This window comes from Pseudoalteromonas sp. PS1M3 (genome assembly GCF_016865405.1).
GTDB classification, from domain to species: Bacteria; Pseudomonadota; Gammaproteobacteria; order Enterobacterales; family Alteromonadaceae; genus Pseudoalteromonas; species Pseudoalteromonas marina.
On sequence record NZ_AP022624.1, the window covers coordinates 3,507,389 to 3,532,379 of the forward strand.

The following is a 24,991-nucleotide window of genomic DNA, read 5'->3' on the forward strand; positions in this document are numbered from 1 at the left end:
GCCCCATTATTGCTCTAGTCTTGTTATATTAAAAAATAACGTCACATTAAAAGGACTAACCATGAGCTCATCAACTGTATCTACCATTGCTAAACCACTTTCGCTAATTAGCGGTATTTTATTATTAAGTGGCTGCGTGTTTCATATTTCGCCAAGCGTTGCATCGGTAAAGCAAACACAACAACTTACATTACCTAGCAATAACCTTGAATACCTAGACGTATTAAGCGGCGCAGGTTCACTTAAAATAATGGGCTCATCAACAGCAACCAGTATTAATGTTGACGCCACTATTTACACAGCCGATATTGACGACGAATACGAACTCACACTCGATCAGAGTGGAACTAAAGCAAAGCTTGTTGCCCAAAATACAAGTAATAATGGAATTAGCTTTTACAGCGGTCAATCGCCAAGCATTAATTTAGTGGTCACCGTCCCTAACAACCTTAAGCTAGATATTGATGATGGCTCGGGCGATATAACTATTAACGCCATGACAAATAATATTGATGTAAAAGATGGCTCTGGCAGCTTATCAATCAATGGCGCTAAAAACCTAAACATAGACGATGGCTCGGGTGATATTTCGCTTCAAAGCATTGCCGGCAACCTAGAGCTTAACGATGGCTCAGGTAGCATTACTATTAATAACGTGAATGGCAATGCAAATATTGATGATGGCTCAGGCGATATGAGTGTAAATAATGTGCGCGGTACATTAACTGTTGAAGACGGGTCAGGAAGCATAGCAATACAACATATTAATGGCGCTGTAGACGTTGAAGATAACTCAGGCGACTTAACCATTGAGCATGTTGATGCAAACGTTACTATTGAAGATGGCTCGGGCGATATTCGCGTTAATCATGCAAAATCATTGACTATTACTGAAGCAGGCTCGGGCGATGTAAGCATTGATAATGTGAACGGCCCTGTAAAATACAACCAATAAGATAAGGTGTATCAAGCTTTAAATAATAAAATGCACTTAGCATGCGCTTAAGTGCATTTCTTTTTAAAAACTTTTATAACCCACTAATAGCCAACTAACTCTGCATAACCTTTACCTTTAAAACCACCTTGGGTTTTAATTCGCCCCTCCCAGTAGAGAATACTCAATTGATTACGTGAATCGGGGTTACGCGCTTCAATGGTTATAGGCTCAAATCCCTCAACATTAAGCTGCCATTTAATAGGGTAGGTTTTATTACTTGGCGTTGTTTGCGCCGTTTGGGTTGTAAGCTCAGATGTTTTTAATACCTGTAAGGTCACGTCATTATTTGCAATAGCGCGCACAACCCCACTTTGCGTAATGTGCGATGCACTGCAGTAATCATAACTTTGCTGGCCATTACGAATACAAAATGCCATCAAACCACCCTGTTTTTTATCATCAGCCTGAATGCTAAACCAGTCCCACCCATTTTGGCTCGGATCGATTAACGCCGAAGACCACTCTCTGTCTAACCAAGCATCTCCGGTTACTTTATACGTTTTACCCGCAAATGTAATGTTGCCTTTGGCTTGTAAAAACGGATAGCTGTAATAATAAGAGGCATGCCCTTGGTGAGTTTTTTGGCTATAACCTTGCTCGCCATGCTTTACAAGCGGACTATTAGCCAGCACTAAATTAGCGCTGTAATTTTCCTGCTGCGCCTTTAAGTTAAGCGGTAAAAATGTTGCCTCTTTACTTGCTAACTGCCAATCATCTAAGCGAGCCTCAAATGGCTGCGCAGTAATATTAACTTGCCCCGAGCGACCATACTTTTCAAACGCATGGTGCTGGGTATCTGATTGTATTGCAAAGTGAGCAAAATACAGCTGCCCGTTCCACCATGGCGACGTTTCAGTTGCAGTGTTTTTATCATCAACAGAGAGCCTAAATAAAGTCCATTGCACACCAAAGGTGTCGCCATTATCTGCCTTTAAATTAGCAGTAACGTACCACCATTCAATACCTTGCTGATGATGCGCCCCGTGGTCGCGTGGAAAGCTCAGCCCTTGGTGTTTATTTACAGGTTCACCAAATTGCTGTGCAAATCCGCTATGCATTGGTTTATTTTTACTTATTTGCTCTACTTCTGGCTGGCACGCGCTTAATGTGCCAATAAAAACAAAGATAACGGCTGCTTTTAGTCTATTCATGTAAGTCCTATAACTTGGCGACATTATCGGCAACTGCGCTTCGCGTTAATTTTATTAGCGGTAACGCACTCACAAATAAGGCTAAAATAAATATAAGCACAGTAAAACCACCTAATTGCAGCCAATTAACGGTCATGGCCATGGTCCAACCAAAGGCAATGGGCATTACGTAAGTTAATAATACCCACCCAAGGCAGAGCCCCAAAGGTATAGCCAATAACAAGGTGGTTAAAATAATAAGTGCGGCTTGCAATACTTTTGCACCCAATAATTGCAGTTGAGTCACACCCAACGTTTGTAATACTGCCATAGGCTGCAATTGCCCCCGCCCCAGGGTTAAAAAGCTCACCCACATACCAAATAATGCAATCAGCATAATAAATATATTAAGCGCCTGAGTAACATAAAAAGTTTTACCAAATAACTGCTTAGCAAAACGCTTAAACTGCTGATTGGCAATGACTTGTTGGCTATCTAATTGGTGCTGTTTTTGAATATAGTCGGCTATGGCGTCTACGTCGCTATTGGGCTTTAGCCAAAGCGATAAACCATACTCGGTGTAACTTAAGCTGCTATTTAATAGTGCTGTTGTAGTGACTACCACATTTAAACCTTGCTCGCCGTAATCATAATAGGCAGCGCGTACTTGGCACGTTAGTGTATTAATATGCTGCCTTAGGGTTATTACGTCACCAACTGTAAGCGAGTACTGCAGCAAGGCGGGTTCATTCACTAAGCAACCCACAATCCCATTTTTGTTTTTTTCAAATGCTGTAGATGTAGGTGCTTTATTGTTTAACAAAGTAAGGTGTTGGTTGTAACTGGCCGTTGCACCAAATGCCATAACATCAACAGCAACCGTGGTTTTAGGTGTTTTAAGCTCACTGTTAGCTGACCAATATACGCCCACCTTTTCAACTTCTGGGAGTTCAGTCAGTTTGGTTCCTAATGCTTGAATGTTTTGGTCTGGCCTTACGTACAAATCGGCGCTTAGGCGTTTTTCAAGGTGTGTATCTAAGGTGTCGCTAAAACTGCCAACCATAATTTGCATACCTACAGCGGCACCCATCGCCATTAAAATAGCGAGTACTGAGCTCAATAATGCAGGTAATTGCACTATGCTATCGGCTTTTAACCACTGAATAATCGGGTTTTGTGTGGGCCATGGCAGCTTAAATACGGCTTTAACTATCGGTGGAGTAACCACAAAAAAGAGCAGTAGCACACAAACACACAGCAACAAGGCGCCCATTTTGGTATTTGCCGTTAGCGCTAAATAACTGGTTGCTGCAATGGCGAGCATTAACATTGGCCATTTAATACGCGCTAAAACAGTACTTAATCGAGCCGACTGGCTGGCTAAAAATCCTAACAAAACAAAAATATTGAGTGTAAAGCCACTGGCAACCATGCTGCTATCAAGGTTTACTACAAAGCTTCTATCTAGTTGGTAAAGCCCTCGAAGAGTGGCCGATACATCCATAACCAAGGCGTTTGCTAGTGCCGCGCCTAATATCGCACCTAACACAGCTGCAAACAAACTAAGCAACGTTAATTCAATAGCCAGCGCCTTAATTAACGCCGACCGTTGACACCCCAACACCCACATTTGCTGCTGTAAGTGAGCGCGCGCATTGTATGCCAGTTTAATTGCGTTAAAGCTTAAAAACGCACCTACCACATAACCCAACAATGCCAGCGCTTGTAAATTAAAGAAAAACGCCTCCGATAGCGCGTCAAAAGCTTGTTCTTGCGCAGCTTCAAGGCGTGCTTGCTCGCCTAGCAACGCGTTTAACTTAGCTGCTTGTTTACTATTTAAACCACTTACTTCAAAGTAACTTGTCACCCCATTTGCGCGCAGTAATTTATCAGCAAGGCTAATGTCCACCAGCATGGTCATGCCTAAACCTTGCAGTTCACTTACCGTTAAAATGCGGTTGGCATCGCCCATTTTTATATTAATACGGCTGTTTTTTAAATTTAGCCGCTGCATTAATTTAGGATCGATATAAACAGTATTTAGTAGCTGTTCAAAACCGGAGTAACTATTGTTTGCTGTTGATGCTGATGCTGAGCTGTCGGTATTTTGTGTAAGCCATTGCAATAAATTGACACCTCTAAGTGCGAGCTTTTGCTGCTTATCGGTTTCAATTACACCTTCTAAAACGGGTTGAACCTGCGTAAAACCAGCGGCCCTAATGCGCGACCACATACTGTTGGGCAACCTGTTTTCACCTAATACAGGGCGTATAAAATGCGTCACAGGGTTTGCAATCAACGCTGTAGTTTGTTGGTAGCGCTTACCGGCCTCCAGGTTTAAACCTTGTATTGCAGTAAGTAACGCCGCACCTAAACTAAAACCAATAAAAAACAGTAATAACAGCCCTACATGACGGCAATAAAACTGCATATACGTTATTAATATAAGTTTAAGTTCAGCCATTAATTTGGCCATCTTTTAAAAATAGTTGCGTAGTAAATTGATTAGCCAATTGCTGACTATGAGTGACCATAATTAGTATTATTTGCTCTTCTTCACACAAGCTTTTTAATAGCGTAACGATATCGAGTGAGCGGGCAGCATCAAGGTTGCCGGTCGGTTCATCAGCCAATAGTAGCTTGGGCTTATTTAATAGCGCACGGCCTATTCCAACTCGTTGCTGCTCACCACCTGATAGCTGTTCAGGCATCGCTGTTAGCTTATTTTCTAAGCCTAGCTTTTTAGCCATTGTATTTACTTCATCGTCGCTCGGCGATAACCCATTAAGCCTTGCTTGAAAGCACATGTTGTCTTTTACATCTAACGGGCTGAGTAATTGATAATGCTGAAAAATAATCCCTATTTTACGCCTATAAAGCGCAAGCTCACTGGCAGTCAATTCACTAATTTTTTGCTCATTAACCGTAATAGTTCCTGCATCAGGAGACAGTAAACCGGCTAATAAATTTAATAATGTTGTTTTGCCCGAGCCACTATCGCCCAGTAAAGCAATGTGTGCAGCGGGTAAAATAGTTAACGATAAATCATTAATTATTTGTCGTTTTGTGCCACCATCTTGGCGTGTAAAAAACACATTATTTAGCGAAATCATAAAATGTAGCTCGTCCTAGGGGCAAAATTTTTAGTTTTGTTTAAACGTTACAATAACAGCAACTCGGTCATTTAAGTGCTTTATTTATGCCCATTGCAATAAATTTTATCATTCAGTTAAAGCAATTTTACTAAGTAACTCATTGTATTTTAAACGCACCTAAGCCATGCTAATTATCTAAACTTTAATAAGGTAAGCATGTGTTAGAAATAGCGTTAATATACTTAGCTGCGGCTATTGTGGCGGTGCCTATCGCCAAGCGAGTGGGCCTTGGCTCGGTACTGGGTTACTTAATTGCCGGCATACTCATTGGCCCCTATGCATTAGGGGTAGTGGGCGATCAAACAGATGTAATGCATTTCGCCGAATTTGGCGTAGTGATGATGCTATTTTTAGTTGGCCTTGAACTGCAACCTTCCCGCTTATGGAAGCTTCGCCACTCAATTTTAGGGCTCGGTGGTCTGCAAGTCGTGCTAACTGCCGCCGTTATTTTTGCGTTTTGTTTTTGGTTTTTTACTATGCCTTGGCAAACCGCACTCGCTATTGGTTTAATGCTCGCGTTATCGTCAACCGCTATTGTACTGCAAAGCCTTGAAGAAAAAGGCTGGCTAAAGCGCGAAGCCGGCCAAAATGCATTCTCAGTTTTATTATTTCAAGATATTGCCATTATTCCTATTTTGGCACTGCTGCCATTACTTGCCTTTGCTCCACCAAGTAGCTCTAAAGAAATCAGCCATTCTATTATTGCCAACTGGCCAGTATGGCAACAAGTTGCTGTATCGGTAGGCGTGATCGCAGCCATTATTGCCGGTGGTCAATACGTATCAGCCCCATTATTTAGATACATAGCTAAAACTCACATGCGTGAAATATTCACTATTTTTGCGCTATTTTTAGTGGTGGCTATTGCTCTTGTTATGCAAAGTATTGGGCTTTCACCAGCATTAGGAACGTTTTTAGCAGGGGTAGTCCTTGCCGAAAGTGAATTTAGGCACGAGCTCGAAGCCGATATAGAGCCCTTTAAAGGCCTACTTCTCGGGTTATTTTTTATAACCGTAGGTGCTTCTATTAACTTTGAGTTATTGGCTAGTGAGTTTTCAACTGTTATCGCACTTGTTGCATTACTTATTGTGGTAAAAGCCTGTATTTTATATGCCCTTGCCATTACCTTTAACATCAGTAAAAAACAGCGCTTACTATTTGCATTAGCCCTTGCACAAGGCGGCGAATTTGCCTTTGTATTATTAAGCGTAACCACAACACTGGCCATTTTAACACCAGAACAAACAAGCTTAGTAACCCTGGTCGTCGCCGTATCCATGTTAGTAGCACCGCTGTTGTTAATGATGTACGAACAACTCGAAAAGCGCAGCCATACCAGTGCGCCAGAGTTCGACAAGCCAGAGCAAATTAGCACAGCTAAACACGTTATTATTGCAGGCTACGGACGGTTTGGACAAATTATGGGCCGTTTATTACACGCCCAAGGCTACGAAATAACAGTACTCGATCACAGCCCCAGCCAAATAGAATTACTACGCCGCTTTGGTAATACCGTATTTTATGGTGACGCCGCCCGCCAAGAACTCCTTGAAGCTGCAGGCGCTCATACCGCACAAATGCTGGTTGTTGCCATTGATGACCCAGACAAAACCATTGAAATAATTGAGCTTGCCCACAAAAACTACCCACAATTAAAAATTGTTGCCCGCGCAATAGACCGTCGCCACGCTTACAAATTGCTTAATTTAAAAGTAGATGCCTTTAACCGAGAAACCGTCGACTCAGCTATTAATTTAGCCGTAGAAGCACTCGAGCTACTTGGAAACAACAAGCAAGACGCCGAGCGCGCCGGTAAGCTGTTTAGAGAACATGATCGCGCTGCGGTTGTACAACTTGCCGAACTATGGGGCGACGATGCCAGCTACGGCGTAGCCGTTCGCCAACGAATGGAAGATTTAAAGCAAGTATTACAACAAGACAGGCAAGCACAAAGCGATTTAAATACCTGCGATAGCGGCGACTGTGAAGACGGCCTAACAGAACTCGCTGATAAACCTAAAAAGCCTGATGATGCTCATTTGGAGTAGTGTCTAAAAATTGATATGTGCTATTAGCATGAGTTAATAGCACTTTTAATAAATACCACACTCACATAAGTTACCTAAAAACATAGCCGAACTTTAGCTAGTGTTCAAAACGCTTATATATTCCTCCCCAATCTGCGGGTTCTGGATATTTAATCTTATAAGCATTTATTTCAGCTTTAGAAGCGTACTTAAAATAAGTAAAGACGTAGTCACTTATGTAGCTTTCGCCTTCCCCCATTCTCCAAAAAATTTCGCTTGGGTGATAATCTGGAAATTTAATCCAAGGCGGTATTGGTGGGTTGTGCTTTAACTCTTTGTCATAGCGCTCTTTTAGCATTTTCTCCCAAGCAGCTCTATGCTCAAGATACTTATCTTGTTGTTCATCGGTAGTGTTAGCTTGTTTTTCACTTCCCATTGATGAAATAGGTATAAGCATTAAAATAAGCGCTAAAGCTTTGTAAATATTCATAAAGTAATACATTACTAGATATAGGCTTTAATTAAAGCTTTTAGCTCTTCTTTTTCGGCTTCGCTTGTAAAAGCACTAGCCGGAATTATTAAAGCCAATAGCTTGTCTACAAATATATATAAGTCGCCTTTATTTTCTTCTATTGCTTCAACTGCTTGCCATTTATAAAAGTAACGTCCTAGATGATTAGTTTCGCAAATACCATCAGCTTGAAACTCAATTGTTTTATTGCCAATCATTACGCCATTTTCATTGGGGATTGATTGCTTTTTTATCTTATGATTATTGTATAAAAATACAACAATCAATATTAAAAATGGCACTGCTACAATTAACCCACTTGGCCAATGAAAGTCAGAAAGGCGAACAGACTCAACCCGAAAAAAAGTCATAAAAACAACAGTTAGCACGAACCATGCAATCACATTTTTTATAAACCCTAGACCTTTATTATCTTTAGGCGCACACAACTTTTTTATTATAAAATCAGCGTAGTCGGTATAATTCTTTTTAGTAACAGTAATAGATTTGAGCATTGTCATGTCCGTATAAAACGCCTTTCAGCGCACAATTAGGTTTTGTGTTTAAGTTAATTACTAACTACAAGCGTGTATCAAGCTTAACTAACTCACCTGATAGTACATCAAAAATATAATAAAGTGTTTCACTCTCCGGCTTGGTATAAATTAAGATCATATTATTACTAATTAACTGATAGCCCTCAATATTATCCATAATGGATTTCAAGCCAGAGCCGTCGTATTCAGAAACTAATAACTCTTTTTGGTCATCACTATTTAAAAAGCCATTTTTATTCGTGTCGTTTCGTACAACGGAGTAGATGTTTTTACTTAGAACGCTTTGGTAACTGGTTTCTTTTAATTGAACCGGAGAAAAGCCTACAATTAATACGTTATTTTTGAATAACACTTTGTTTTTTTCGCCAGCTTTAGTAAACATTAAATTTACTGCATTACGACTCAAACTCAGTGCTGAGGTAACAATAATCTCAGCATTAGCGCTGTAAGGTTTTTGATTTACTATTTTGTCAGATGTGATTTCTAAAATGTGAACATCTTTGATTTGACCAATATAATTTTTTTGTAACTTTGGTTCTTCATCAAGGGCCGCGCTATGTTCAATCACCTGAACCTTAGGCGCAGAATAGCCACTTTTAAAAAGATCACTAATAAGGCTCTTACCAATAGCAAAAATTACAACTAACGCAGCAATAAATAGTAATACCTTATTAGCTTTTTCAATAAAATTCATAATACGCATGTTCGATGCAAACTCCTTATAAACAACTGTTACAGCCTTGGTAATTAGTTTTTTACCCATTTAATATTGGTTTCTTTAATACCTAAACCTTGCTTGAATCTCTCAGGAAACTCTAATGAGGGCTTACCAGCCCATCCTCTCTCAAGGTATAAATTGTAGCCGTCATCATTTTTTTCATATTTAACAGCGGACAACCAAATACCATCCCAATCACCTAAAAAATCCAGTTCGGCTAAAGTATTTGGATATGCGCCATTGCGGGTTTTATGTAGTTCAATGAGAGAAATAGCAGATACAAAGTTTTGCGTACCAAACCTTTCATCGGCTCCAGGTACTTCAAAATCACACCCGGCTAGTAATAAAACAAATAAAAGACTAAATACGTACTTTCTCATTAAAAGTAACTCCTAACTTTGTTTAAACATTGCGAACAATTAAAGCGCCGTAAAAAACTCAACCAAGCTACTTCAAACTTTCTGAGCGACGTTGTAAAAAAGAACATAATTTTTATTTTAACGGCGGTGGTATTGCTATGATCGCTTCTGGCCGATTTGCTCTGAGCAACTCTTTTAAATTTAACTGTATTCTTTCACCACACATCACAATTCCTTTTTTGTCCTGTGTTGTTGAGTAACCGAGTACTATATTTAGTAAATCTAATTCTTCAGGATTAACTTGAAAAAAAACTTTGTAATAACCGTTATAACTATTAGCTTCAGTAAAGTTTAAGTCTCCTAAAAAAGTATCTTTTATCACTAGAGTGAATGACGTTAAATAATAATTATTAAACATTTCAGGCACATATACATTATAGCCTGTAACGTTACCTACGCTATAGTCTTCATTTATTGCAAAAGATGCGAGTTGACCTAGTTCATCATCACCGCAGGCGAATAATGAGTTAGTCCAGAAAAAACATATAACTAAAAGTGCTCGCATTTAAGTCCAATATAACAGCTTTGTTAAGAGGCATTTTTGCAAACGTCCCTATTGAGTGGACTTCTATTTGTATCAAATAGCGTAAGTTATTGCCAACTAAAAATATTTGGCTGTAAGTGGCTGCTTATTTATAAGAAGAGCCGATTATTCGAGGCCTTATTTGGGCAGGAGTATTTTAAATGCACTTTATTTTACAGGGTGATTGGTAGCTCACCACAGCTTGCTGATTGAAGTATAAATTTATCCCCAACACAGCAAGCTCGTTTTACACCATATTAAAACTCATCTAAACCCTAGTGGTGGTGCCCACCTTGAATCGCTTCACCTTGCTGGTTGTAAAACCCTGTTGCACCGTGCTCTATAAAACCTAGGTTTATCATTTTTGCTAAAAATGGGTCGTTTTCGTTATCGCCAATGTCGGCGTAATCGGTGGTTTGAAAGCGGTCCCACTGTGCAAATTGCGAAGTAACTTGCTGCTTGTTATAGCTTACGTTATTTAAGCTTAGTAACGTGATTGTTTGGTTTTTTGTGTTGTTTACACTAAAAGATTTAACAAGCTGGGTTTGGCTATAAAAAGCAAGTGTGTAGGTATTTTCTCCCTCTTGGTAGGTGTAGTTTTTTACCTCATCACAGCCTGTGCCTTGCGTTTTTGTAAGGGTCATTTTTTTAATTAAGTGATTATCCACCAGCTGATTTTTAGCACTCCAATTTTGTACGCCGCGCACTTCCGATGGCTGATACTCAATACCGCGTTGTTGGGCATTAAAATAACGTATTGGACGAATTTGTTTATTAGCTAAATGTTGCCACAGCTCAGTAGTAACATCGCTTTGATGTGCGACTTGCTGGTTATTACGCCAAAGTGTAAGTACCTGACTACTTTGCTTATTTTTGTGGGTGTTGGTAATTGTGTAGTCGGCTTTTAAATACTGGCTATTTAGGTTGCACTGAGTGGCAACTGCGCTGGCGCTTGTTAGTGTGGCAACCAACATGGTTGCGAGTAATGATAATGCTGTTTTCATGGTGCTCTCTATATTTAACGTCACTGTTATTGCCATAACATAACCACTAACAATGGCATTTTTATGACATAAAAAAGCCCGCAAAATAATGCGGGCTTTTAATAGGCTCTATTTACTGAGCCACTGTTTCATCGGCTGTTTTAACTAGGTCTGCGGCAAAGTCCATTACATGGAATAAAAAGCTTTGCTCGTTTGTGCCTGTTACTAAATGTGCACCAGGGCCCATTGCGTAAACACCTACATCTTCACCCGCGTGGGTTTCTGAACTAAGTGGTACTAACGACTCTTGGTGAAAGCCCGGTGTGGTTGTATCAACATTTGTTAAATCAACACGCCCTGTAACCGGTGCAGCTAAGTAAGAAGCGTCGGCATTGGTTTCATCGCCTAAGTCTCTGTAGCCTAAGCCATTGGTGTAACCTACTGTAGTATATGGCATGTCGTCGGCTGCAAGGCTTGGCTCGGTTTGGCCAACTGCAACCACTTTACCTAATATTGGGTTACCACGTTTTGGGTAGCCTGCAATAGTAAATACATGGCTATGATCGGCAGTCACCACAATCAGCGTTTCTTCTGGGTTAGTGCTGTCCATAGCGGCTTTAACGGCTTTAGCAAATTCAATGGTGTCGTTAAGCGCGTTGTATGCATTGCCTGCGTGGTGTGCGTGATCTATTCGCCCGGCCTCTACCGATAAGAAAAAGCCGTTTTCGTTGTTGTTAAGCACGTTGATTGCTTTTTCAGTCATTTGTGAAAGCGAAGGCTCGCCCGCTACATCGTTTGCACGGTCAGCTTCGTATTGCATATGGGATTCGTTAAATAAACCAAACACCTTTGTAGCATCGTCGCTAATTGCATCAAACCCTGTTTGGTCCATTACGTAGTTGCCATTAGGGTAAGTAGCTTGCCACTCGGTTACTAAGTTACGCCCATCGGTACGATCCCCTTCAACTGCGCTGATTGCATCGCTTGAATTAGCCGCGGCATCTTTTGGTAAAAAGTGACGACGACCGCCACCCATTACTACGTCAATACCATCTACATCAATGCCCGCAAAGCGTGCTTCTAGGTTAGCTTCAAAGTTAACAAGTTGCGATGCAATGTCTTCACATGCGTCTGAACCTGCTGGCATATCAGAGTTATCTTCCCAGTTACGATCAGCCGACTTCGCATACGTTGCCGCGGGTGTTGCGTGAGTAATACGCGCCGTTGAAATAAGGCCTGTTGCTTTACCTGCTATTTCAGCAAGCTCAAGCGAGGTGACCAGCTCATTACCTGCAACGGTTGAACAAACACCGCGCTCAATGTCTTCGTCTACACCGATTACGCCAACATCAGTTTTAACGCCTGACACCATCGCCGTCATTGTGCCTGCTGAATCAGGTGTTTGTGCATCTACGTTGTACGTTTTAACAAAGCCTGAGTAAGGCATGGTTTCAAAACTAAGTTGGTAGTCTTCACCCATGCCGCCTTCAAGCTGACCCGCTAAAATACGTGCAGCCGTAACGGTAGAAATACCCATACCGTCGCCTACAAATAAAATAACATTTTTCGCCTTGCCCGACTCTGTAACCGCTTCGGTATTAGCTTGCTGCGTTGCTGATAACTTTGTTTGCGCGTCGCTATACCAAGCATTACCTGTAAGGTTAGCTAATTGCTCTGTAGTTAGCGACGTTGCCGGCGCATTACACACTAGGTTAGATGAGTTAACTTCGTCACTATCGAGTTCGCCATTTTCGTTTGTATCTACGCCCACTTGGGTTTCTACACCGCCATTAATACATTGCGCTGAGCCCACGGCTATGGCGTTGTCTACTGCGATAATGTTGTTATCACTTTTATCGTCATCACTTGAACAACCCGCTAGCGCGACCATTACTGCTAAAGAAAGTACTGTTAATTTTTTCATGTTCGCCGCCATTATTGCTGAGTTAATTCAAGAGCTTGGTTAATTAGATGAAATACAACGTTTTGCTCAATAACGCCTTGAGCAAGTTGTGCACCTGGGCCTTTAGCATGCAGTGAAATATCTTCACCGGCATGTGTTTCAGAACCGAGTGGCACGGTTGTTTCTTGGTGAAAACCTGGGGTTGTTGTATCAACACCATTTAACTCAACGCGCCCAGCTACTGGGCCGCTTAAGTAGGTTGCATCAGCGTTTGTTTCATCACCTAGGTCTCTAAAACCTAAACCATTTGCATAACCTACTGTAGTGTATGGCATGTCATCGGCAGCAAGGCTTGGCGCTGTTTGGCCTACGGCCACTACTTGGCCTAAAATTGGGTTACCGCGCTTAGGGTAACCAGCAATAGTAAATACGTGGCTGTGATCGGCAGTGACTAAAATAAGGGTTTCTTCTGGGTTGGTATTATCGATTGCTGCTTGAACTGCATTGGCAAATTCAATGGTGTCGTTAAGTGCGTTGTAAGCATTGCCTGCGTGGTGCGCATGGTCAATACGGCCCGACTCAACCGTTAAGAAAAAGCCATTGTCGTTTTTACCCAGCACGTCGATTGCTTTTGTGGTCATTTCGGTCAGTGATGGCTCGCCTGCTACGTCGTTTGCTCGGTCAGCTTCGTATTGCATGTGCGATTCGTTAAATAAGCCAAATACTTTCGTAGCGTCATCGGCAATAGCATCAAACCCAGCTTGATCCATGACGTACGTTGCATTTGGATATTGTGTTTGCCACTCAGTGACAAGGTTACGCTCATCGGTACGATCGCCTTCAACGGCGCTTGTTGCATCGCTTGAATTAGCCGCAGCATCTTTTGGTAAAAAGTGACGACGACCGCCGCCCATTACAAAATCAAGACCGTCCACGTCGGTACCTAAAAAGCGCGCTTCTAGGTTTTTTTCAAAGTTAACCAGTTGAGATGCAATATCTTCACAGGCTTCTGACCCTTCTGGCATATCTGAAATATCTTCCCAGTTACGGTCTGCCGATTTAGCATACGTGGCCGCTGGCGTTGCATGGGTAATACGCGCTGTAGAGATAACCCCTGTTGCAAGGCCTTTAATTTCAGCTAGTTCTGTTGCAGTTAAAAGCTCGTTACCCGATACAGTTGAACATACACCGCGCTCAATGTCTTCATCTACACCAATTACGCCTACATCAGTTTTAACACCTGAGATCATTGCGGTCATTGTGCCTGCAGAATCCGGCGTTTGCGCATCTACGTTATACGTTTTAACTTGCGCAGAATACGGGAACTCTTCAAAGCTTAAATAGCCTTCTTCACCTGGGTTGCCTGCTCGTTGGCCTTTTAAAATACGTGCTGCCGTTAGGGTAGAAATACCCATGCCGTCACCCACAAATAAAATTACGTTTTTTGCTTTTGTAACTTGTGCACTTTGTGCCAGAGTATTTTTAGTAGCTAACGTAGTTTGTGCGTTTGTATACCAGTTATTGTCTGTTTGGCTTTGTGGTAATACATTGGCATGACTTGCAGCGCTTAACATAAATGTTAGCCCAACCGCCGCAGCGACTTTTTTAATTTTCATCCTTTATTATTCCCATTATGTAGTGGTTATTTTTGCTTGAAGCTAAAACCTCAAATAAGTAACCGCTGCACTATAGAAAATACATATGACTAATAAAGGACGTTTTAATGAAGAAAAAGTGACCAAAGATTTACAAAAATAAGACACAAAAAAGCGCAGCGGTTTAACGCTGCGCTTGTTGTTATACAAGGGAAAATTTTTTAACTATTAAAAGCGCGCCTTAAACGACACCCCAAAGTAGCGCTCTGCATCACGCGGTATTTGGTAACGGAAATTATCGCCACTGTAGGTTGTTGCATAGCTTTCGTCTGTTAAGTTTTTAGCAATAAGCGATACTCTAAAGGCATCGTCTTATTGCTGATTTATGTACTAACAAGCCGTTGCTTCAAAGTCTGGCTCACGTAATTCAAATGCATTTAAGGGGCTTCTTAACCAACCACTAACTGTTCATAAGACACTAGTTAAACTACTGTAATTCCCATATCAACGTAAATAAACTTAAGTTAAGTTACCCACTAAATTTACAATATACTCGCTGCTGATGTGGCCACCAGCGATACACCACTTAAGCCGAGCAATGTAATTGCTATTATATAAACCCATTTTGCATCAACGTAATGGGTTAATTTACGGGCAAAATGTGTAACTAAAAGCACAAGAGGTATTGCCGCTGCAATTAAAAACATAATGTCGGGCTCAGGTAAGGTGCCAAATGTTGCAATACCTACACGCACTAAGCCGCTAATGGTAAATACAGCAAGCAATGTGCTGCGTATGGCCTCAATAGACCAACTTTGTTTATAGCACTGAAAAACCAGCGGTGGTCCCGAGGTTGAAAACAGCCCGCCCAACAAACCACTTAAGCCGCCTGCGATTAAAAATGAGCTACGCCCGCTCTCCTTATTAACTTTTTCACGGCCAACTAGCATTAAGCCACAACACAGCAAAATACTAATTCCTAAAATAAAGTTTAAAAGCTGCGTTAAATGCGCCGACATATATTCAAGCAAAACAAACCCTAGCAACATTAGCGGAATACCCGTGTACAGCATCAGTTTTAGTTCGGGGATTTTTACCGCATTACGGTTTTTAATCACCACAATGGTTGAGTTAACAAGACCTAACAGACTTACTAAAAACGTGGTTGCCGTTAATGGCAATACATCTAAGAGCGTAAAACTGGCAACCACCAGCAACCCAAAACCAAACCCACTAAGCGTTTGCATTATGGTGGCAATGCCAAGAAAAAGCGCCATAAGCAATATGAGTTCTAACGAGATACTGAGCATCTTAAATTTCCTAGATATGCGCTATTGTAGCGTAACAAATTGTTTTTAATAACAATGTAAATGTAAGCTGTATTGCAATAGCTCATAATTAATTGGGCTTACGCAAAGATGCGCAAAAAGTACCACCTATGTTATAACTACAGGTGGATTGAATTTAACGGTAAATAACAATGAGTAACTCTATGTTTGATCACAAATTAAGTGGCCCAAGCTTGGCTTTTCAACCACTTTACTTACAAGTGGCTGATTATATTAAACAGCTCGTTGTTGAAAGACGCTGGGTACCTGGCGAATCATTACCTAGCGAGTTTCGCCTTGCTGAAGAATTTAATGTAAGCCAAGGCACTGTTCGTAAAGCCCTTAACTTACTAACCGACGATAAAATAGTCACCCGCCGTCAAGGTGTTGGTACCTTTGTATCTGAGCATACTGCGCAAGACGCACTGTTTAGATTTTTCCCGCTTCAGGCCGATGGTAAAGGTGCAGACTTACCCAAGGCAGAGCTTCTATCGGTTGAGCTATGCCCCGCAACACACGATGTTATCGATGCCTTACAACTTAATAAAAAAGACAAAGTAACCAAGCTTGTGCGTAGGCGTATTCTTGATAACGAATTTTGTATGAGCGAGACTATATACCTTCCACAAAGCTACTTTCCTGATATACATCAAATTAGCGATATTCCGCATACATTGTACCACTACTACCAAACCAAATTTAATCAAACCGTACATAAAACCCAAGACAGTATTAAAGCGGTATTAGCCGACGAAACTGATGCAAAAATGCTCGCAATTAAAACTGGCGAACCACTGTTATTAGTGTCACGCATTACCGAATCAATTGAAGGTAAACGCATAGAATACCGCCAAAGCAAGTGCCGTAGCGATCATTACCATTACCAAATCCAACTTGATTAATAAACCGCGCTTTAACTGCTAATAACTAGGGTGTGTTGATCTTTGTGGATTGAAGTTTGTTGAATATAATGGCGATTTAATCGCGGCGTGAGGTTTGTAACGTAGTAAACGCGATAACTGCTTCTTCATTAATCTACTGACTCGTACCCACGTAATAATAAGTAAAAACGGCGCAACAAAGAGTAAACTACCCTAGGCTAAAAAATAAAATAACAATAAAGCTTGGTGTATTATCAAACATGCTGTTATCCTGCTCGGCATCGGGTTGATGAAAACCCAGTTTATTTGTAAGTACCTCGTTGATATTAGTAATAATCCTTCGCGTTATCCTCAGTTAAATGCACGTTTTCTTCCTGTTAAATTGCCTATTTAGGGCACACTTTTATTTATTTTTAGGATCTATTATGTCTAATACAACAACTGGTACAGTTAAATTTTTTAATGAAGCAAAAGGTTTTGGTTTTATCGAGCAAGAGTCTGGCCCTGATGTGTTTGCACATTTCAGCGCAATCTCTGGCGACGGTTTTAAAACCCTTGCTGAAGGCCAACGTGTACAGTTTACTGTTACTCAAGGTCAAAAAGGCCCACAGGCTGAGAACATTGTTAGCATCTAATTGCTAAACAATTAAATGGGTTAGCAATAACCCATTTTGAATACTAGTTTGAAAGAAGTTTTGTTTTATTTGTTAGTACCCCGTTGTTTTAGTAATAATCCTGCGCGTTATCCTCAAGTTAACTATTTTTTCCGGCTCAATCGCCTCTTTTCAGGCACACTTATATTAATTTTTTAGGATACATATTATGTCTACTACAACTACTGGTTCAGTAAAATGGTTTAACGAAGCAAAAGGTTTTGGTTTTATCGAGCAAGAGTCTGGCCCTGATGTGTTTGCACATTTCAGCGCAATCTCTGGCGACGGTTTTAAAACCCTTGCTGAAGGCCAACGTGTACAGTTTACTGTTACTCAAGGTCAAAAAGGCCCACAAGCTGAAAACATTGTTAGCATTTAACATGTTTTAAATAAATGCGTTTTTTAACGCATTTATTACCCCCTTAATTACCTCTTATAAGTATTAGTAAAACCCCTTCAAACATTTATTTCAGTCTTGCTTGAGCATAACTCCTGTATTGCCTACAATAGCGCACAATATATTCTATACAGATCCCTATTATGACTGATACAAACAAACCTGAATTACCAGATCAACTTTCTATTAATCCACGCAGCAAATTTTATGTAGAAGAAGTATTTGAACATGAAATTGGTATTACTCTAAATGGCAAAGAACGTTTTGACGTTGAAGAATACAGCATTAGCGAAGGTTGGATTAAAGTAGCAGCACCTAAAGCGTTAGATCGCCGCGGTCAGCCATTGCTTATGAAAGTAAAAGGCAAGGTAGAAGCGTTTTACAAATAAGCTAATCCTTATTTAAAAGTAAGCGACTCCTCTAGGCAGTCGCTTTTTTTGTGTCTATTAAAAAGTATTGAGCTATTTTCATGTTAAACCTGATGAAGTTTCACTATATTTTTAAGCAAAACATGCTTGAATGACGTCATATTGTATAGAACAGCGGAAGCTTATTATGAAAAAAGTAATTATTTTAGATGGTGGCATGGGCCGCGAACTTAAACGCATTGGCGCTCCGTTTACGCAACCTCTTTGGAGTGCACAGGCACTTATAGAAGCGCCACACTTTGTTACTCAAGCACACTCTGGGTTTATAGATGCTGGCGCTGAAGTAATTACTGTAAATAGTTACGCCTGTGTACCGTTTCATTTAGGCGAAGCGCTTTATGATGCACAGGGTGCCGAGCTTGCTAACCAAGCTGCAATCATTGCAAAAAAAGCGGCTCAAAGTGCAAATAAAAATATACTGGTAGCAGGTTCGCTTCCTCCGGTATTTGGCTCTTACCGCCCGGAGCTATTTGAACGTAAGCGTGGTTTTACTATTTTAAATACACTTTATGAAGCACAAAACGAGTATGTAGATTTATGGATTGGCGAAACTATTTCTAGCATTGAAGAAGCACAAGTAATGGCAAGCGTATTTAAAAATTCAAACAAACCATGCTATTACGCATTTACCTTAAATGATGAAGTTAGCGAACTAGCAACCCTGCGCTCAGGCGAATTTGTAACTGACGCCGTAACTGAACTGCTTGATCACAATGTTGCAGGTATTTTATTTAATTGCTCGATCCCCGAAGTAATAGAACAAGCCTTAATAGATACTAATAAGGTATTATCGAAGCTTAATAAAACCGTGGCTTTGGGCGCCTTTGCAAACGGCTTTACGCCTATTGCCCATGACTATCAAGCCAATCAAGGCTCGCAAGCATATCGTGATATTTCACCTTCAGAATACCTAGGCTTTGCAAAGAAGTGGCACGCTCAGGGTGCAACTGTTATTGGGGGTTGCTGTGGTATAGGCCCAGAGTTTATTGAAGTGCTGGTAAACTGGAAACAGGAACTTGAAAGCGCTTAAGCTTTTAGTGCCCTTTAGGGCTTATTGGCTGCACCAATCGTGTTAAGTTATTAAGCATTTATAGCGACAGATAAATAGCGTGATAACAACGCATAAATATCGACATGTAGTTGTTCTAAATGAGAAATTCATAACGCTGTTAGCGCTCTATTTAGCACGCTAGAATGATTAAATATTTGAGTCGATCGTTGTTATTCCCAGCACCCAATCAAGCCCTTGTATTGCAGTAGTAGGAAATGCGGTTACATGGCTCGCCCCTTCAATAACAACACTTTTTAATTGTATGTTGTCACTGTTAAGTGCATTAATTTTTTGTACCAATAGCTTGGCACCCTCAACCATATTTTGCCCTTCACCAAAAGCTGGGATTTCCTTTGCTCCCACCGATATATAAACCTTTGTAGGCACTTTAGGTTTATTTGCTTGTAGCGCTAAGATTGCGTTGCTATCAAACCAAACAGACGGGCTACCAATAATATAATGGCTAAATAAATCGGGTTCTGTAAATAAAACAGTGGCACCAAATAAGCCGCCTAGCGAGTTACCTATGTAGGTTTTTTGTGTGTGACTTGCTCGGTAGTTTTGCTCAATATAAGGGAACACGGTGCTTTTAATAAACTTAATGTGCCCTTGTGCATTACCTGTTTGTTTTTTCCAATCCTTTGCAAAGGTAGGTGTGTAGTCTCTAATTCGACTGGCAGATCCAATAGACCCTTTTTCATAACCAATGGCGACAATAATTGCTTGCTGCATTTTGCCGCTATTCATAGGAAACCGTGTAGCCCCTGCCACTATAGGAAAGGTATACGGCGCATCGGTTAAATAAATAACTGGATATGTTTTACCTGGCTTATTTTTATATGACTTAGGGAGTTGAATAAAAACAGGGTAAACACGCTTACTAGAAGGTTCTGTTAGCTGAATAACGCTACTTCTAGGAATTTCATATGGCGTATTTGCACTTAATTTAAAACAAGTTAATACACAAAGCAGCAATAGCCATTTGGTTGGTAAATTCACTTAATTTCCCTTTATAAACTACAGTTACACTTTTATGTGCCCAAACAGTAAAGAAGGCAGCGCCTCATAAAGGTAGCTGCCTAATATAAAGTGACTATAAAACCTTACTTAGAACGATTTCGCCAACCACTCCATGCATCATCTTCTGGGTTAACTTTGTTTTTCTTCTTTTTCTTACCTGTGCCTTCTGGTTTTGCCATTGGCTTGTCGTTTTTAAGCGCATCAGCTGCATCAAGGTTTGCTTGGTTAACTGCAAAACCCGTTACTTCTTCACGCTCTAAGCGAAGTTTGTTTTTCTTTTCGATTATTTTAAAGTGATGAAAGTCTTCATAATCAATTAACGATAACGCTAAGCCAACTTCACCGGCACGGCCGCTTCGGCCAATACGGTGCATGTAATCGGCGGGGCTGCGCGGTAAGTTAAAGTTAATAACAACGGGCAGTTTGGCAATATCTAAACCACGGGCAGCAATATCGGTAGCAATAAGTACTTCTATTTCACCGGCTTTAAATTTTTCTATTACGCGAGTACGCTCACTTTGGCCTTTATCACCATGAAATACCTGTGCGTTAATACCACGCTTTTCAAGCTTACCTGCTAAGTGCTCACAGTCTTTTTTAGCGTTTACAAAAATAAGTGCTTGGCGCCATTTATGCGCTTTAATTAAATGCGCTAAAACCGTAGTTTTTTCGCCTTTATTAACTGTAAATACGCGCTGTACAAGCGTGCTTTCGTCTTTACTTTGAACTTGTATTTCAACTGGGCTGGTTAACAGCTCTTGCGTTAATTGTGTGACTTGCTCTGGGAAGGTTGCTGAAAACAACATAGTTTGTTTTTTAGCAGGCATAAGCGCTAATAACTCAGTAAGCTCTTCGGTAAAGCCAAGGCTTAACATGCGGTCGGCTTCATCAAGCACTAAGGTCGTTACCTTATCGAGCTTAATCGCATTGCTTGAGATTAAATCGAGCAAGCGCCCTGGTGTTGCCACGATAATATCGGCGCCGCCGCGTAGAGCCTGCATTTGTGTATTAACCGACACACCACCAAATACCGCCACCGTTTTAATCGCGCCATTAAAGTTAGCAGAATACGATTTAACGCTATCGGCCACCTGCGTAGCAAGCTCACGGGTAGGTACCAAAATAAGCCCAGTGACAAAATTACCTTTGCTCGCTGCTTTTTTAGCGCCTTGCTCTAAAAATAACTTTTGCAACATAGGCAAAGCAAACGTTGCTGTTTTACCTGAGCCAGTATTTGCACCCGCAATTAAATCGCTACCAGCCAGTACACTTGGAATCGCCTTAGCTTGAATTGGCGTAGGTTGGCTATATTCCAAATCGGTTAAACGAGCTTGTAGCTCTGGAATAAGGCCAAGTTCGTTAAAAGTGCTAGGGCTTGTTGCTGAGGTCATAAAAGTTGTGGGCTTATTGCTAAAAAAGTAGCCTGTAATCTTAGCGTATTTAGCGCTTATTAAGTAGGAATTAGTGATTTAAATGTTTTCATAGGTAACAGCTGCGTGTTGTAAAGGTAACTGTAAGCCCAGGCTCCTTCTGCGCTTTATCCTTTTACATTACTGCGTTTTGCTTAGCTGCGTTTGTAATCTAGCTTTTGTTTCTTTTAAGTAATGTATATAAGGATATGAGTCGTCTGCTATCGCTAAAGCAGATTCCATCTGTTCAAGCGCTTGGCGAGTATCGCCTTGCATTTCATAGCCATAAGATAAGGCTGAAAACGCATCGACTGATTTTGGGTGGTTTTTTATATTGTACCTAAACACTTCAATAGCGCGGGAAAATTGCTTGCTGCCCGTTAAGTTATACCCGAGTGATCTAACAGCGCGATCCGATGGCGCAATCTGCTCGCCCCATTGTCGAGATAAGTTTTGATAATAAGCATCAATAGAGGTTACATCGTCAGTTAAAGCACTTATGGGCATTTTTTTAGGCAAAAATAAGTTGTGATAGGCATTAAATGAACCAGCAACCGAAGTCAGGTTATGCGAGACACCATCAAACGCATCACTAAAAAAGCGTAAATTTGGCAAGCTATTAGATTGCAAAGCTTGCTGAAGTTCATTGTATCGCTCACGCATTATGCCTGCTTCTTCGCCTATATTAATGTAGACATAGTTATTTAGGTCTGTTGATTTATTAATAAACGCCTTAGTTGCTTTTACCGATGCACCATAGTTCCACCAAACCGCTGGGCTATACGCAATATGCGCTTGGAAAAGATCAGGGTTAGCTTGCATTGTATAAAGTGCAAACACGCCTGCAGCAGAGGCCCCTGCAATCACATTATAATTGTGCGTACGATAACTTTTATTAATTAAGGGCATAAGTTCTTGCTCAATAAATGCTAAAAACTTTGCTGCACCACCGCCTTCACCTACCGGGCCTTGTGGCTCTTTATTCACTGTGGGGTATAAATCTCTGAGTCGATTGTTGTTTTCAATAGCGACAATAATAGCCTCGGGCGCACGATTATCATTTTGCAAGCGCTCCATCACAGCACTTATAAGCGGTATGTTACCCGCGCCATCAAGGCGATAAATGACCGGATAAACTTTGTTTGGCTCAGCTTGGTAGTTCTTTGGTAGCTGGACTACAACAGTACGCTCTTCGTTTAAAACAGCCGATTTAATAGAGTGCATGAACTGAGAGTAATCTACACTTTGCTGTTTAGTGCCAGATTGTGCAAAGGCATTTTGTGAACTAAAAGCAAAAAAGCTAACAAAACAAATAACGGCTAATAAACGCATTACTAATCCTTTTGAAAATAGTGGGTTATTTAATCTAACAGGCTTTGAGGTACAAAAAAAGGCGCGTTGAGCGCCTTTTTAGTTTTAACTAACAAACAATAACTTATTGATTTTACTCAACCGTAACAGATTTAGCTAAGTTACGTGGTTGGTCAACGTCGGTACCTTTAATTACGGCTACATAGTACGACAATAACTGTAATGGCAGTGTGTAAACAATTGGCGCAATAATGTCGTCAGTGTGGTTTACGTTGATTACACGCATTGTGTCGTCTGACTCAAAGTGTGAATCTTTATCTGCGAATACGTAAATAATGCCGCCACGTGCACGTACTTCTTCTACGTTTGATTTAAGCTTTTCTAATAGCTCATTGTTTGGTGCTACAACAATAATTGGCATGTCGGCATCAATAAGTGCAAGTGGCCCATGTTTAAGCTCGCCCGCTGCGTAGGCTTCTGCGTGAATGTACGAAATCTCTTTAAGTTTAAGCGCACCTTCCATTGCAATTGGGTATTGCGAGCCACGACCTAAAAACAGTGAGTGATGTTTGTCGGCAAACTCTTCTGCAAGGTCTGCAATGCCATCAGCAAGCAGTAATGTTTCTTCAAGCTTAGCAGGAAGTACTTTTATAGCATCTACAATAGCACTTTGATCAAGTTGTTTTTCTTGAGCTATAGACGCAGTAAGCATTAACAAACCAACTAATTGTGTTGTAAATGCTTTAGTAGAAGCTACACCAATTTCAGCGCCGGCTTTAGTCATAAAGGCAAGGTCAGATTCGCGCACAAGCGATGAACCCGGTACGTTACAAATGGTCATTGATGCCATGTAACCTTGCTCTTTAGCTAAGCGTAATGCCGCTAGCGTATCGGCTGTTTCACCCGATTGTGAAATAGTCACAAGTAGGCTGTTTTCGTGTACATACGATTGGCGGTATCTAAACTCAGAGGCAATCTCAACATTACAGCTAACGCCTGCAAATTGCTCAAGCCAGTAACGGGCAACCATACCTGAATGGTATGACGTACCACAGGCAATAATTTGTACGTGTTTTACATCTTTAAATATTTGCTGAGCGCTGTCGCCAAAGGCGTCAATTGCTACGCGGTCGTCGTTTAAACGCCCTTCAAGGGTATTGCGTACCGCAAGTGGTTGCTCGTAAATTTCTTTTAGCATGTAGTGGCGGTAGTCGCCCTTGCCTGAAGCGTCTTGCGTGATATTTGATTCAATAACTTCGCGCTCTACAGCGTCGCCATTTTCATCAAAAATTTCAACAGTATCACGTGTAATTCGGGCTACGTCGCCTTCTTCTAAAAAGATGAAGCTACGTGTAACTGGTAATAGTGCTAACTGATCAGACGCAATAAAGTTTTCGCCAAGGCCTAAACCTATTACAAGTGGGCTACCTGAGCGCGCTACGATGATTTCATTGTCGTTTGCTTTATCAAATACAACGGTACCAAACGCACCTTCAAATTGCTTAACTGCGGCTTGAACAGATGCAAGTAACGTAGTGTGTTGCTTACGAAGCTTATGAATTAAGTGCACCATTACTTCGGTATCGGTTTCAGATAGGAACTCGTAGCCTTCTTCTTTAAGCGATGCGCGTAAGCTTGCGTGATTTTCAATAATACCGTTATGCACGAGTGCTAGCTGGTTATTTGATACATGCGGGTGAGCGTTTTCTTCAGTAACGCTGCCGTGTGTTGCCCAGCGTGTGTGTGCAATACCTGTATGACCGCTAACACCTGCTTTCTCAAGTGCAGCCTCTACGTTAACTACTTTACCGACTGCTTTTACAGTATTTAGTGTAGAGCCTTCTAAAAGTGCTACACCGGCAGAGTCGTAGCCACGGTATTCAAGACGTTTAAGGCCTTCAACTAAAATTTTGTTTACTGGACGTTCTGCAACTGCCCCAACTATTCCACACATAGTGTCTCCATTAATTTTTTAATTCTAGTAACTCGCTTTTT

Annotated in this window: 23 protein-coding genes; 7 read left to right on the forward strand and 16 right to left on the reverse strand. The window is 41.0% G+C overall.

Translation table 11 applies throughout. The features are described 5' to 3' along the window. Positions 1 to 61: 61 nt before the first annotated feature. Positions 62 to 955, forward strand: coding sequence for a hypothetical protein (locus PS1M3_RS16340; RefSeq protein WP_203985512.1), 894 nt, complete (start codon positions 62 to 64; stop codon positions 953 to 955). 83 nt (positions 956 to 1,038) lie between these two features. Here PS1M3_RS16340 and PS1M3_RS16345 read toward each other — a convergent pair whose 3' ends face one another. From PS1M3_RS16345 to PS1M3_RS16355, 3 genes are read right to left on the reverse strand one after another with little or no spacing between them, the layout of a single operon-like run. Continuing rightward, positions 1,039 to 2,148 carry a lipocalin-like domain-containing protein gene (locus PS1M3_RS16345; RefSeq protein WP_203985515.1) on the reverse strand — a complete coding sequence of 370 codons (1,110 nt, stop codon included), beginning with the start codon at positions 2,146 to 2,148 and terminating at the stop codon, positions 1,039 to 1,041. A gap of 7 nt (positions 2,149 to 2,155) precedes the next feature. Beyond that, a complete protein-coding gene (locus PS1M3_RS16350) occupies positions 2,156 to 4,591 on the reverse strand; it encodes an FtsX-like permease family protein (protein WP_203985518.1) in 2,436 nt (811 codons plus the stop codon). After that, positions 4,584 to 5,240, reverse strand: coding sequence for an ABC transporter ATP-binding protein (locus tag PS1M3_RS16355; protein ID WP_203985521.1), 657 nt, complete (start codon positions 5,238 to 5,240; stop codon positions 4,584 to 4,586). Before PS1M3_RS16355 ends, PS1M3_RS16350 begins: the two co-directional genes overlap by 8 nt. Positions 5,241 to 5,440: 200 nt before the next feature. Here PS1M3_RS16355 and PS1M3_RS16360 point away from each other — a divergent pair, with 200 nt between their 5' ends. Further along, the gene (locus PS1M3_RS16360; RefSeq protein WP_203985525.1) at positions 5,441 to 7,330 is read left to right on the forward strand and encodes a monovalent cation:proton antiporter-2 (CPA2) family protein; all 1,890 of its coding nucleotides are present in this window, start codon (positions 5,441 to 5,443) and stop codon (positions 7,328 to 7,330) included. A gap of 97 nt (positions 7,331 to 7,427) precedes the next feature. On the opposite strand, the gene PS1M3_RS16365 is transcribed toward PS1M3_RS16360, so the two are convergent. The 9 genes from PS1M3_RS16365 to PS1M3_RS16405 form a co-directional block, all read right to left on the reverse strand. After that, positions 7,428 to 7,799, reverse strand: coding sequence for a hypothetical protein (locus tag PS1M3_RS16365; protein WP_008131888.1), 372 nt, complete (start codon positions 7,797 to 7,799; stop codon positions 7,428 to 7,430). 14 nt (positions 7,800 to 7,813) lie between these two features. Next, positions 7,814 to 8,335 carry a YcxB family protein gene (locus PS1M3_RS16370; protein ID WP_203985528.1) on the reverse strand — a complete coding sequence of 174 codons (522 nt, stop codon included), beginning with the start codon at positions 8,333 to 8,335 and terminating at the stop codon, positions 7,814 to 7,816. Positions 8,336 to 8,399: 64 nt separating this feature from the next. Further along, positions 8,400 to 9,140, reverse strand: coding sequence for a hypothetical protein (locus tag PS1M3_RS16375; RefSeq protein ID WP_203985530.1), 741 nt, complete (start codon positions 9,138 to 9,140; stop codon positions 8,400 to 8,402). Next, positions 9,125 to 9,475: a hypothetical protein gene (locus PS1M3_RS16380; RefSeq protein WP_203985532.1), complete on the reverse strand. Its 351-nt coding sequence runs from the start codon at positions 9,473 to 9,475 to the stop codon at positions 9,125 to 9,127. The genes PS1M3_RS16375 and PS1M3_RS16380 overlap by 16 nt, the downstream gene beginning before the upstream one ends. 112 nt (positions 9,476 to 9,587) lie before the next feature. Further along, entirely contained in the window at positions 9,588 to 10,019 is a 432-nt protein-coding gene (locus PS1M3_RS16385; RefSeq protein ID WP_203985535.1) for a hypothetical protein, read from the reverse strand. A 293-nt stretch (positions 10,020 to 10,312) separates the two neighbouring features. Further along, a complete protein-coding gene (locus PS1M3_RS16390; RefSeq protein ID WP_203985537.1) occupies positions 10,313 to 11,041 on the reverse strand; it encodes a hypothetical protein in 729 nt (242 codons plus the stop codon). 112 nt (positions 11,042 to 11,153) lie between these two features. Beyond that, positions 11,154 to 12,944 carry an alkaline phosphatase gene (locus PS1M3_RS16395; protein WP_006792538.1) on the reverse strand — a complete coding sequence of 597 codons (1,791 nt, stop codon included), beginning with the start codon at positions 12,942 to 12,944 and terminating at the stop codon, positions 11,154 to 11,156. Between the two features lie 11 nt (positions 12,945 to 12,955). Beyond that, positions 12,956 to 14,539 carry an alkaline phosphatase gene (locus PS1M3_RS16400; protein ID WP_203985540.1) on the reverse strand — a complete coding sequence of 528 codons (1,584 nt, stop codon included), beginning with the start codon at positions 14,537 to 14,539 and terminating at the stop codon, positions 12,956 to 12,958. A gap of 521 nt (positions 14,540 to 15,060) precedes the next feature. Continuing rightward, on the reverse strand, positions 15,061 to 15,828 hold the full coding sequence (locus PS1M3_RS16405; protein WP_008131875.1) for a sulfite exporter TauE/SafE family protein: 768 nt from the start codon (positions 15,826 to 15,828) through the stop codon (positions 15,061 to 15,063). A gap of 170 nt (positions 15,829 to 15,998) precedes the next feature. Here PS1M3_RS16405 and PS1M3_RS16410 point away from each other — a divergent pair, with 170 nt between their 5' ends. The 5 genes from PS1M3_RS16410 (at position 15,999) to PS1M3_RS16430 (ending at position 19,235) form a co-directional block, all read left to right on the forward strand. Continuing rightward, positions 15,999 to 16,748 (forward strand): GntR family transcriptional regulator, encoded by a 750-nt coding sequence (locus PS1M3_RS16410; RefSeq protein WP_008131874.1) that lies wholly within the window; start codon positions 15,999 to 16,001, stop codon positions 16,746 to 16,748. 404 nt (positions 16,749 to 17,152) lie between these two features. Continuing rightward, positions 17,153 to 17,362: a cold-shock protein gene (locus tag PS1M3_RS16415; RefSeq protein WP_006792548.1), complete on the forward strand. Its 210-nt coding sequence runs from the start codon at positions 17,153 to 17,155 to the stop codon at positions 17,360 to 17,362. 187 nt (positions 17,363 to 17,549) lie between these two features. After that, a complete protein-coding gene (locus PS1M3_RS16420) occupies positions 17,550 to 17,759 on the forward strand; it encodes a cold-shock protein (protein WP_006792549.1) in 210 nt (69 codons plus the stop codon). Positions 17,760 to 17,920: 161 nt separating this feature from the next. Further along, on the forward strand, positions 17,921 to 18,166 hold the full coding sequence (locus tag PS1M3_RS16425; RefSeq protein WP_006792550.1) for a DUF3297 family protein: 246 nt from the start codon (positions 17,921 to 17,923) through the stop codon (positions 18,164 to 18,166). A 166-nt stretch (positions 18,167 to 18,332) separates the two neighbouring features. Then, a complete protein-coding gene (locus PS1M3_RS16430) occupies positions 18,333 to 19,235 on the forward strand; it encodes a homocysteine S-methyltransferase family protein (RefSeq protein WP_008131867.1) in 903 nt (300 codons plus the stop codon). A 168-nt stretch (positions 19,236 to 19,403) separates the two neighbouring features. Here the strand turns inward: PS1M3_RS16430 and PS1M3_RS16435 are convergent, their stop codons facing one another. The 4 genes from PS1M3_RS16435 to glmS all read right to left on the reverse strand — a co-directional run bounded on the left by PS1M3_RS16435 (position 19,404) and on the right by glmS (position 24,950). Next, positions 19,404 to 20,255 carry an alpha/beta hydrolase gene (locus PS1M3_RS16435; RefSeq protein ID WP_008131865.1) on the reverse strand — a complete coding sequence of 284 codons (852 nt, stop codon included), beginning with the start codon at positions 20,253 to 20,255 and terminating at the stop codon, positions 19,404 to 19,406. Positions 20,256 to 20,359: 104 nt separating this feature from the next. Continuing rightward, on the reverse strand, positions 20,360 to 21,667 hold the full coding sequence (locus PS1M3_RS16440) for a DEAD/DEAH box helicase (protein ID WP_008131863.1): 1,308 nt from the start codon (positions 21,665 to 21,667) through the stop codon (positions 20,360 to 20,362). 159 nt (positions 21,668 to 21,826) lie between these two features. After that, the gene (locus PS1M3_RS16445; protein ID WP_008131861.1) at positions 21,827 to 23,017 is read right to left on the reverse strand and encodes an alpha/beta hydrolase-fold protein; all 1,191 of its coding nucleotides are present in this window, start codon (positions 23,015 to 23,017) and stop codon (positions 21,827 to 21,829) included. Between the two features lie 112 nt (positions 23,018 to 23,129). Continuing rightward, a complete protein-coding gene (gene glmS, locus PS1M3_RS16450; RefSeq protein WP_008131859.1) occupies positions 23,130 to 24,950 on the reverse strand; it encodes a glutamine--fructose-6-phosphate transaminase (isomerizing) in 1,821 nt (606 codons plus the stop codon). Positions 24,951 to 24,991: the final 41 nt, after the last annotated feature.

Bases quoted from the DNA above. Each gene is read 5' to 3' on its own strand.
- PS1M3_RS16340 (WP_203985512.1), top strand. From the start codon at position 62: ATGAGCTCATCAACTGTATCTACCATTGCTAAACCACTTTCGCTAATT.
- PS1M3_RS16345 (WP_203985515.1), bottom strand. From the start codon at position 2,148: ATGAATAGACTAAAAGCAGCCGTTATCTTTGTTTTTATTGGCACATTA.
- PS1M3_RS16350 (WP_203985518.1), bottom strand. From the start codon at position 4,591: ATGGCTGAACTTAAACTTATATTAATAACGTATATGCAGTTTTATTGC.
- PS1M3_RS16355 (WP_203985521.1), bottom strand. From the start codon at position 5,240: ATGATTTCGCTAAATAATGTGTTTTTTACACGCCAAGATGGTGGCACA.
- PS1M3_RS16365 (WP_008131888.1), bottom strand. From the start codon at position 7,799: ATGAATATTTACAAAGCTTTAGCGCTTATTTTAATGCTTATACCTATT.
- PS1M3_RS16370 (WP_203985528.1), bottom strand. From the start codon at position 8,335: ATGCTCAAATCTATTACTGTTACTAAAAAGAATTATACCGACTACGCT.
- PS1M3_RS16375 (WP_203985530.1), bottom strand. From the start codon at position 9,140: ATGGGTAAAAAACTAATTACCAAGGCTGTAACAGTTGTTTATAAGGAG.
- PS1M3_RS16380 (WP_203985532.1), bottom strand. From the start codon at position 9,475: ATGAGAAAGTACGTATTTAGTCTTTTATTTGTTTTATTACTAGCCGGG.
- PS1M3_RS16385 (WP_203985535.1), bottom strand. From the start codon at position 10,019: ATGCGAGCACTTTTAGTTATATGTTTTTTCTGGACTAACTCATTATTC.
- PS1M3_RS16390 (WP_203985537.1), bottom strand. From the start codon at position 11,041: ATGAAAACAGCATTATCATTACTCGCAACCATGTTGGTTGCCACACTA.
- PS1M3_RS16395 (WP_006792538.1), bottom strand. From the start codon at position 12,944: ATGAAAAAATTAACAGTACTTTCTTTAGCAGTAATGGTCGCGCTAGCG.
- PS1M3_RS16400 (WP_203985540.1), bottom strand. From the start codon at position 14,539: ATGAAAATTAAAAAAGTCGCTGCGGCGGTTGGGCTAACATTTATGTTA.
- PS1M3_RS16405 (WP_008131875.1), bottom strand. From the start codon at position 15,828: ATGCTCAGTATCTCGTTAGAACTCATATTGCTTATGGCGCTTTTTCTT.
- PS1M3_RS16410 (WP_008131874.1), top strand. From the start codon at position 15,999: ATGAGTAACTCTATGTTTGATCACAAATTAAGTGGCCCAAGCTTGGCT.
- PS1M3_RS16415 (WP_006792548.1), top strand. From the start codon at position 17,153: ATGTCTAATACAACAACTGGTACAGTTAAATTTTTTAATGAAGCAAAA.
- PS1M3_RS16420 (WP_006792549.1), top strand. From the start codon at position 17,550: ATGTCTACTACAACTACTGGTTCAGTAAAATGGTTTAACGAAGCAAAA.
- PS1M3_RS16425 (WP_006792550.1), top strand. From the start codon at position 17,921: ATGACTGATACAAACAAACCTGAATTACCAGATCAACTTTCTATTAAT.
- PS1M3_RS16430 (WP_008131867.1), top strand. From the start codon at position 18,333: ATGAAAAAAGTAATTATTTTAGATGGTGGCATGGGCCGCGAACTTAAA.
- PS1M3_RS16440 (WP_008131863.1), bottom strand. From the start codon at position 21,667: ATGACCTCAGCAACAAGCCCTAGCACTTTTAACGAACTTGGCCTTATT.
- PS1M3_RS16445 (WP_008131861.1), bottom strand. From the start codon at position 23,017: ATGCGTTTATTAGCCGTTATTTGTTTTGTTAGCTTTTTTGCTTTTAGT.
- glmS (WP_008131859.1), bottom strand. From the start codon at position 24,950: ATGTGTGGAATAGTTGGGGCAGTTGCAGAACGTCCAGTAAACAAAATT.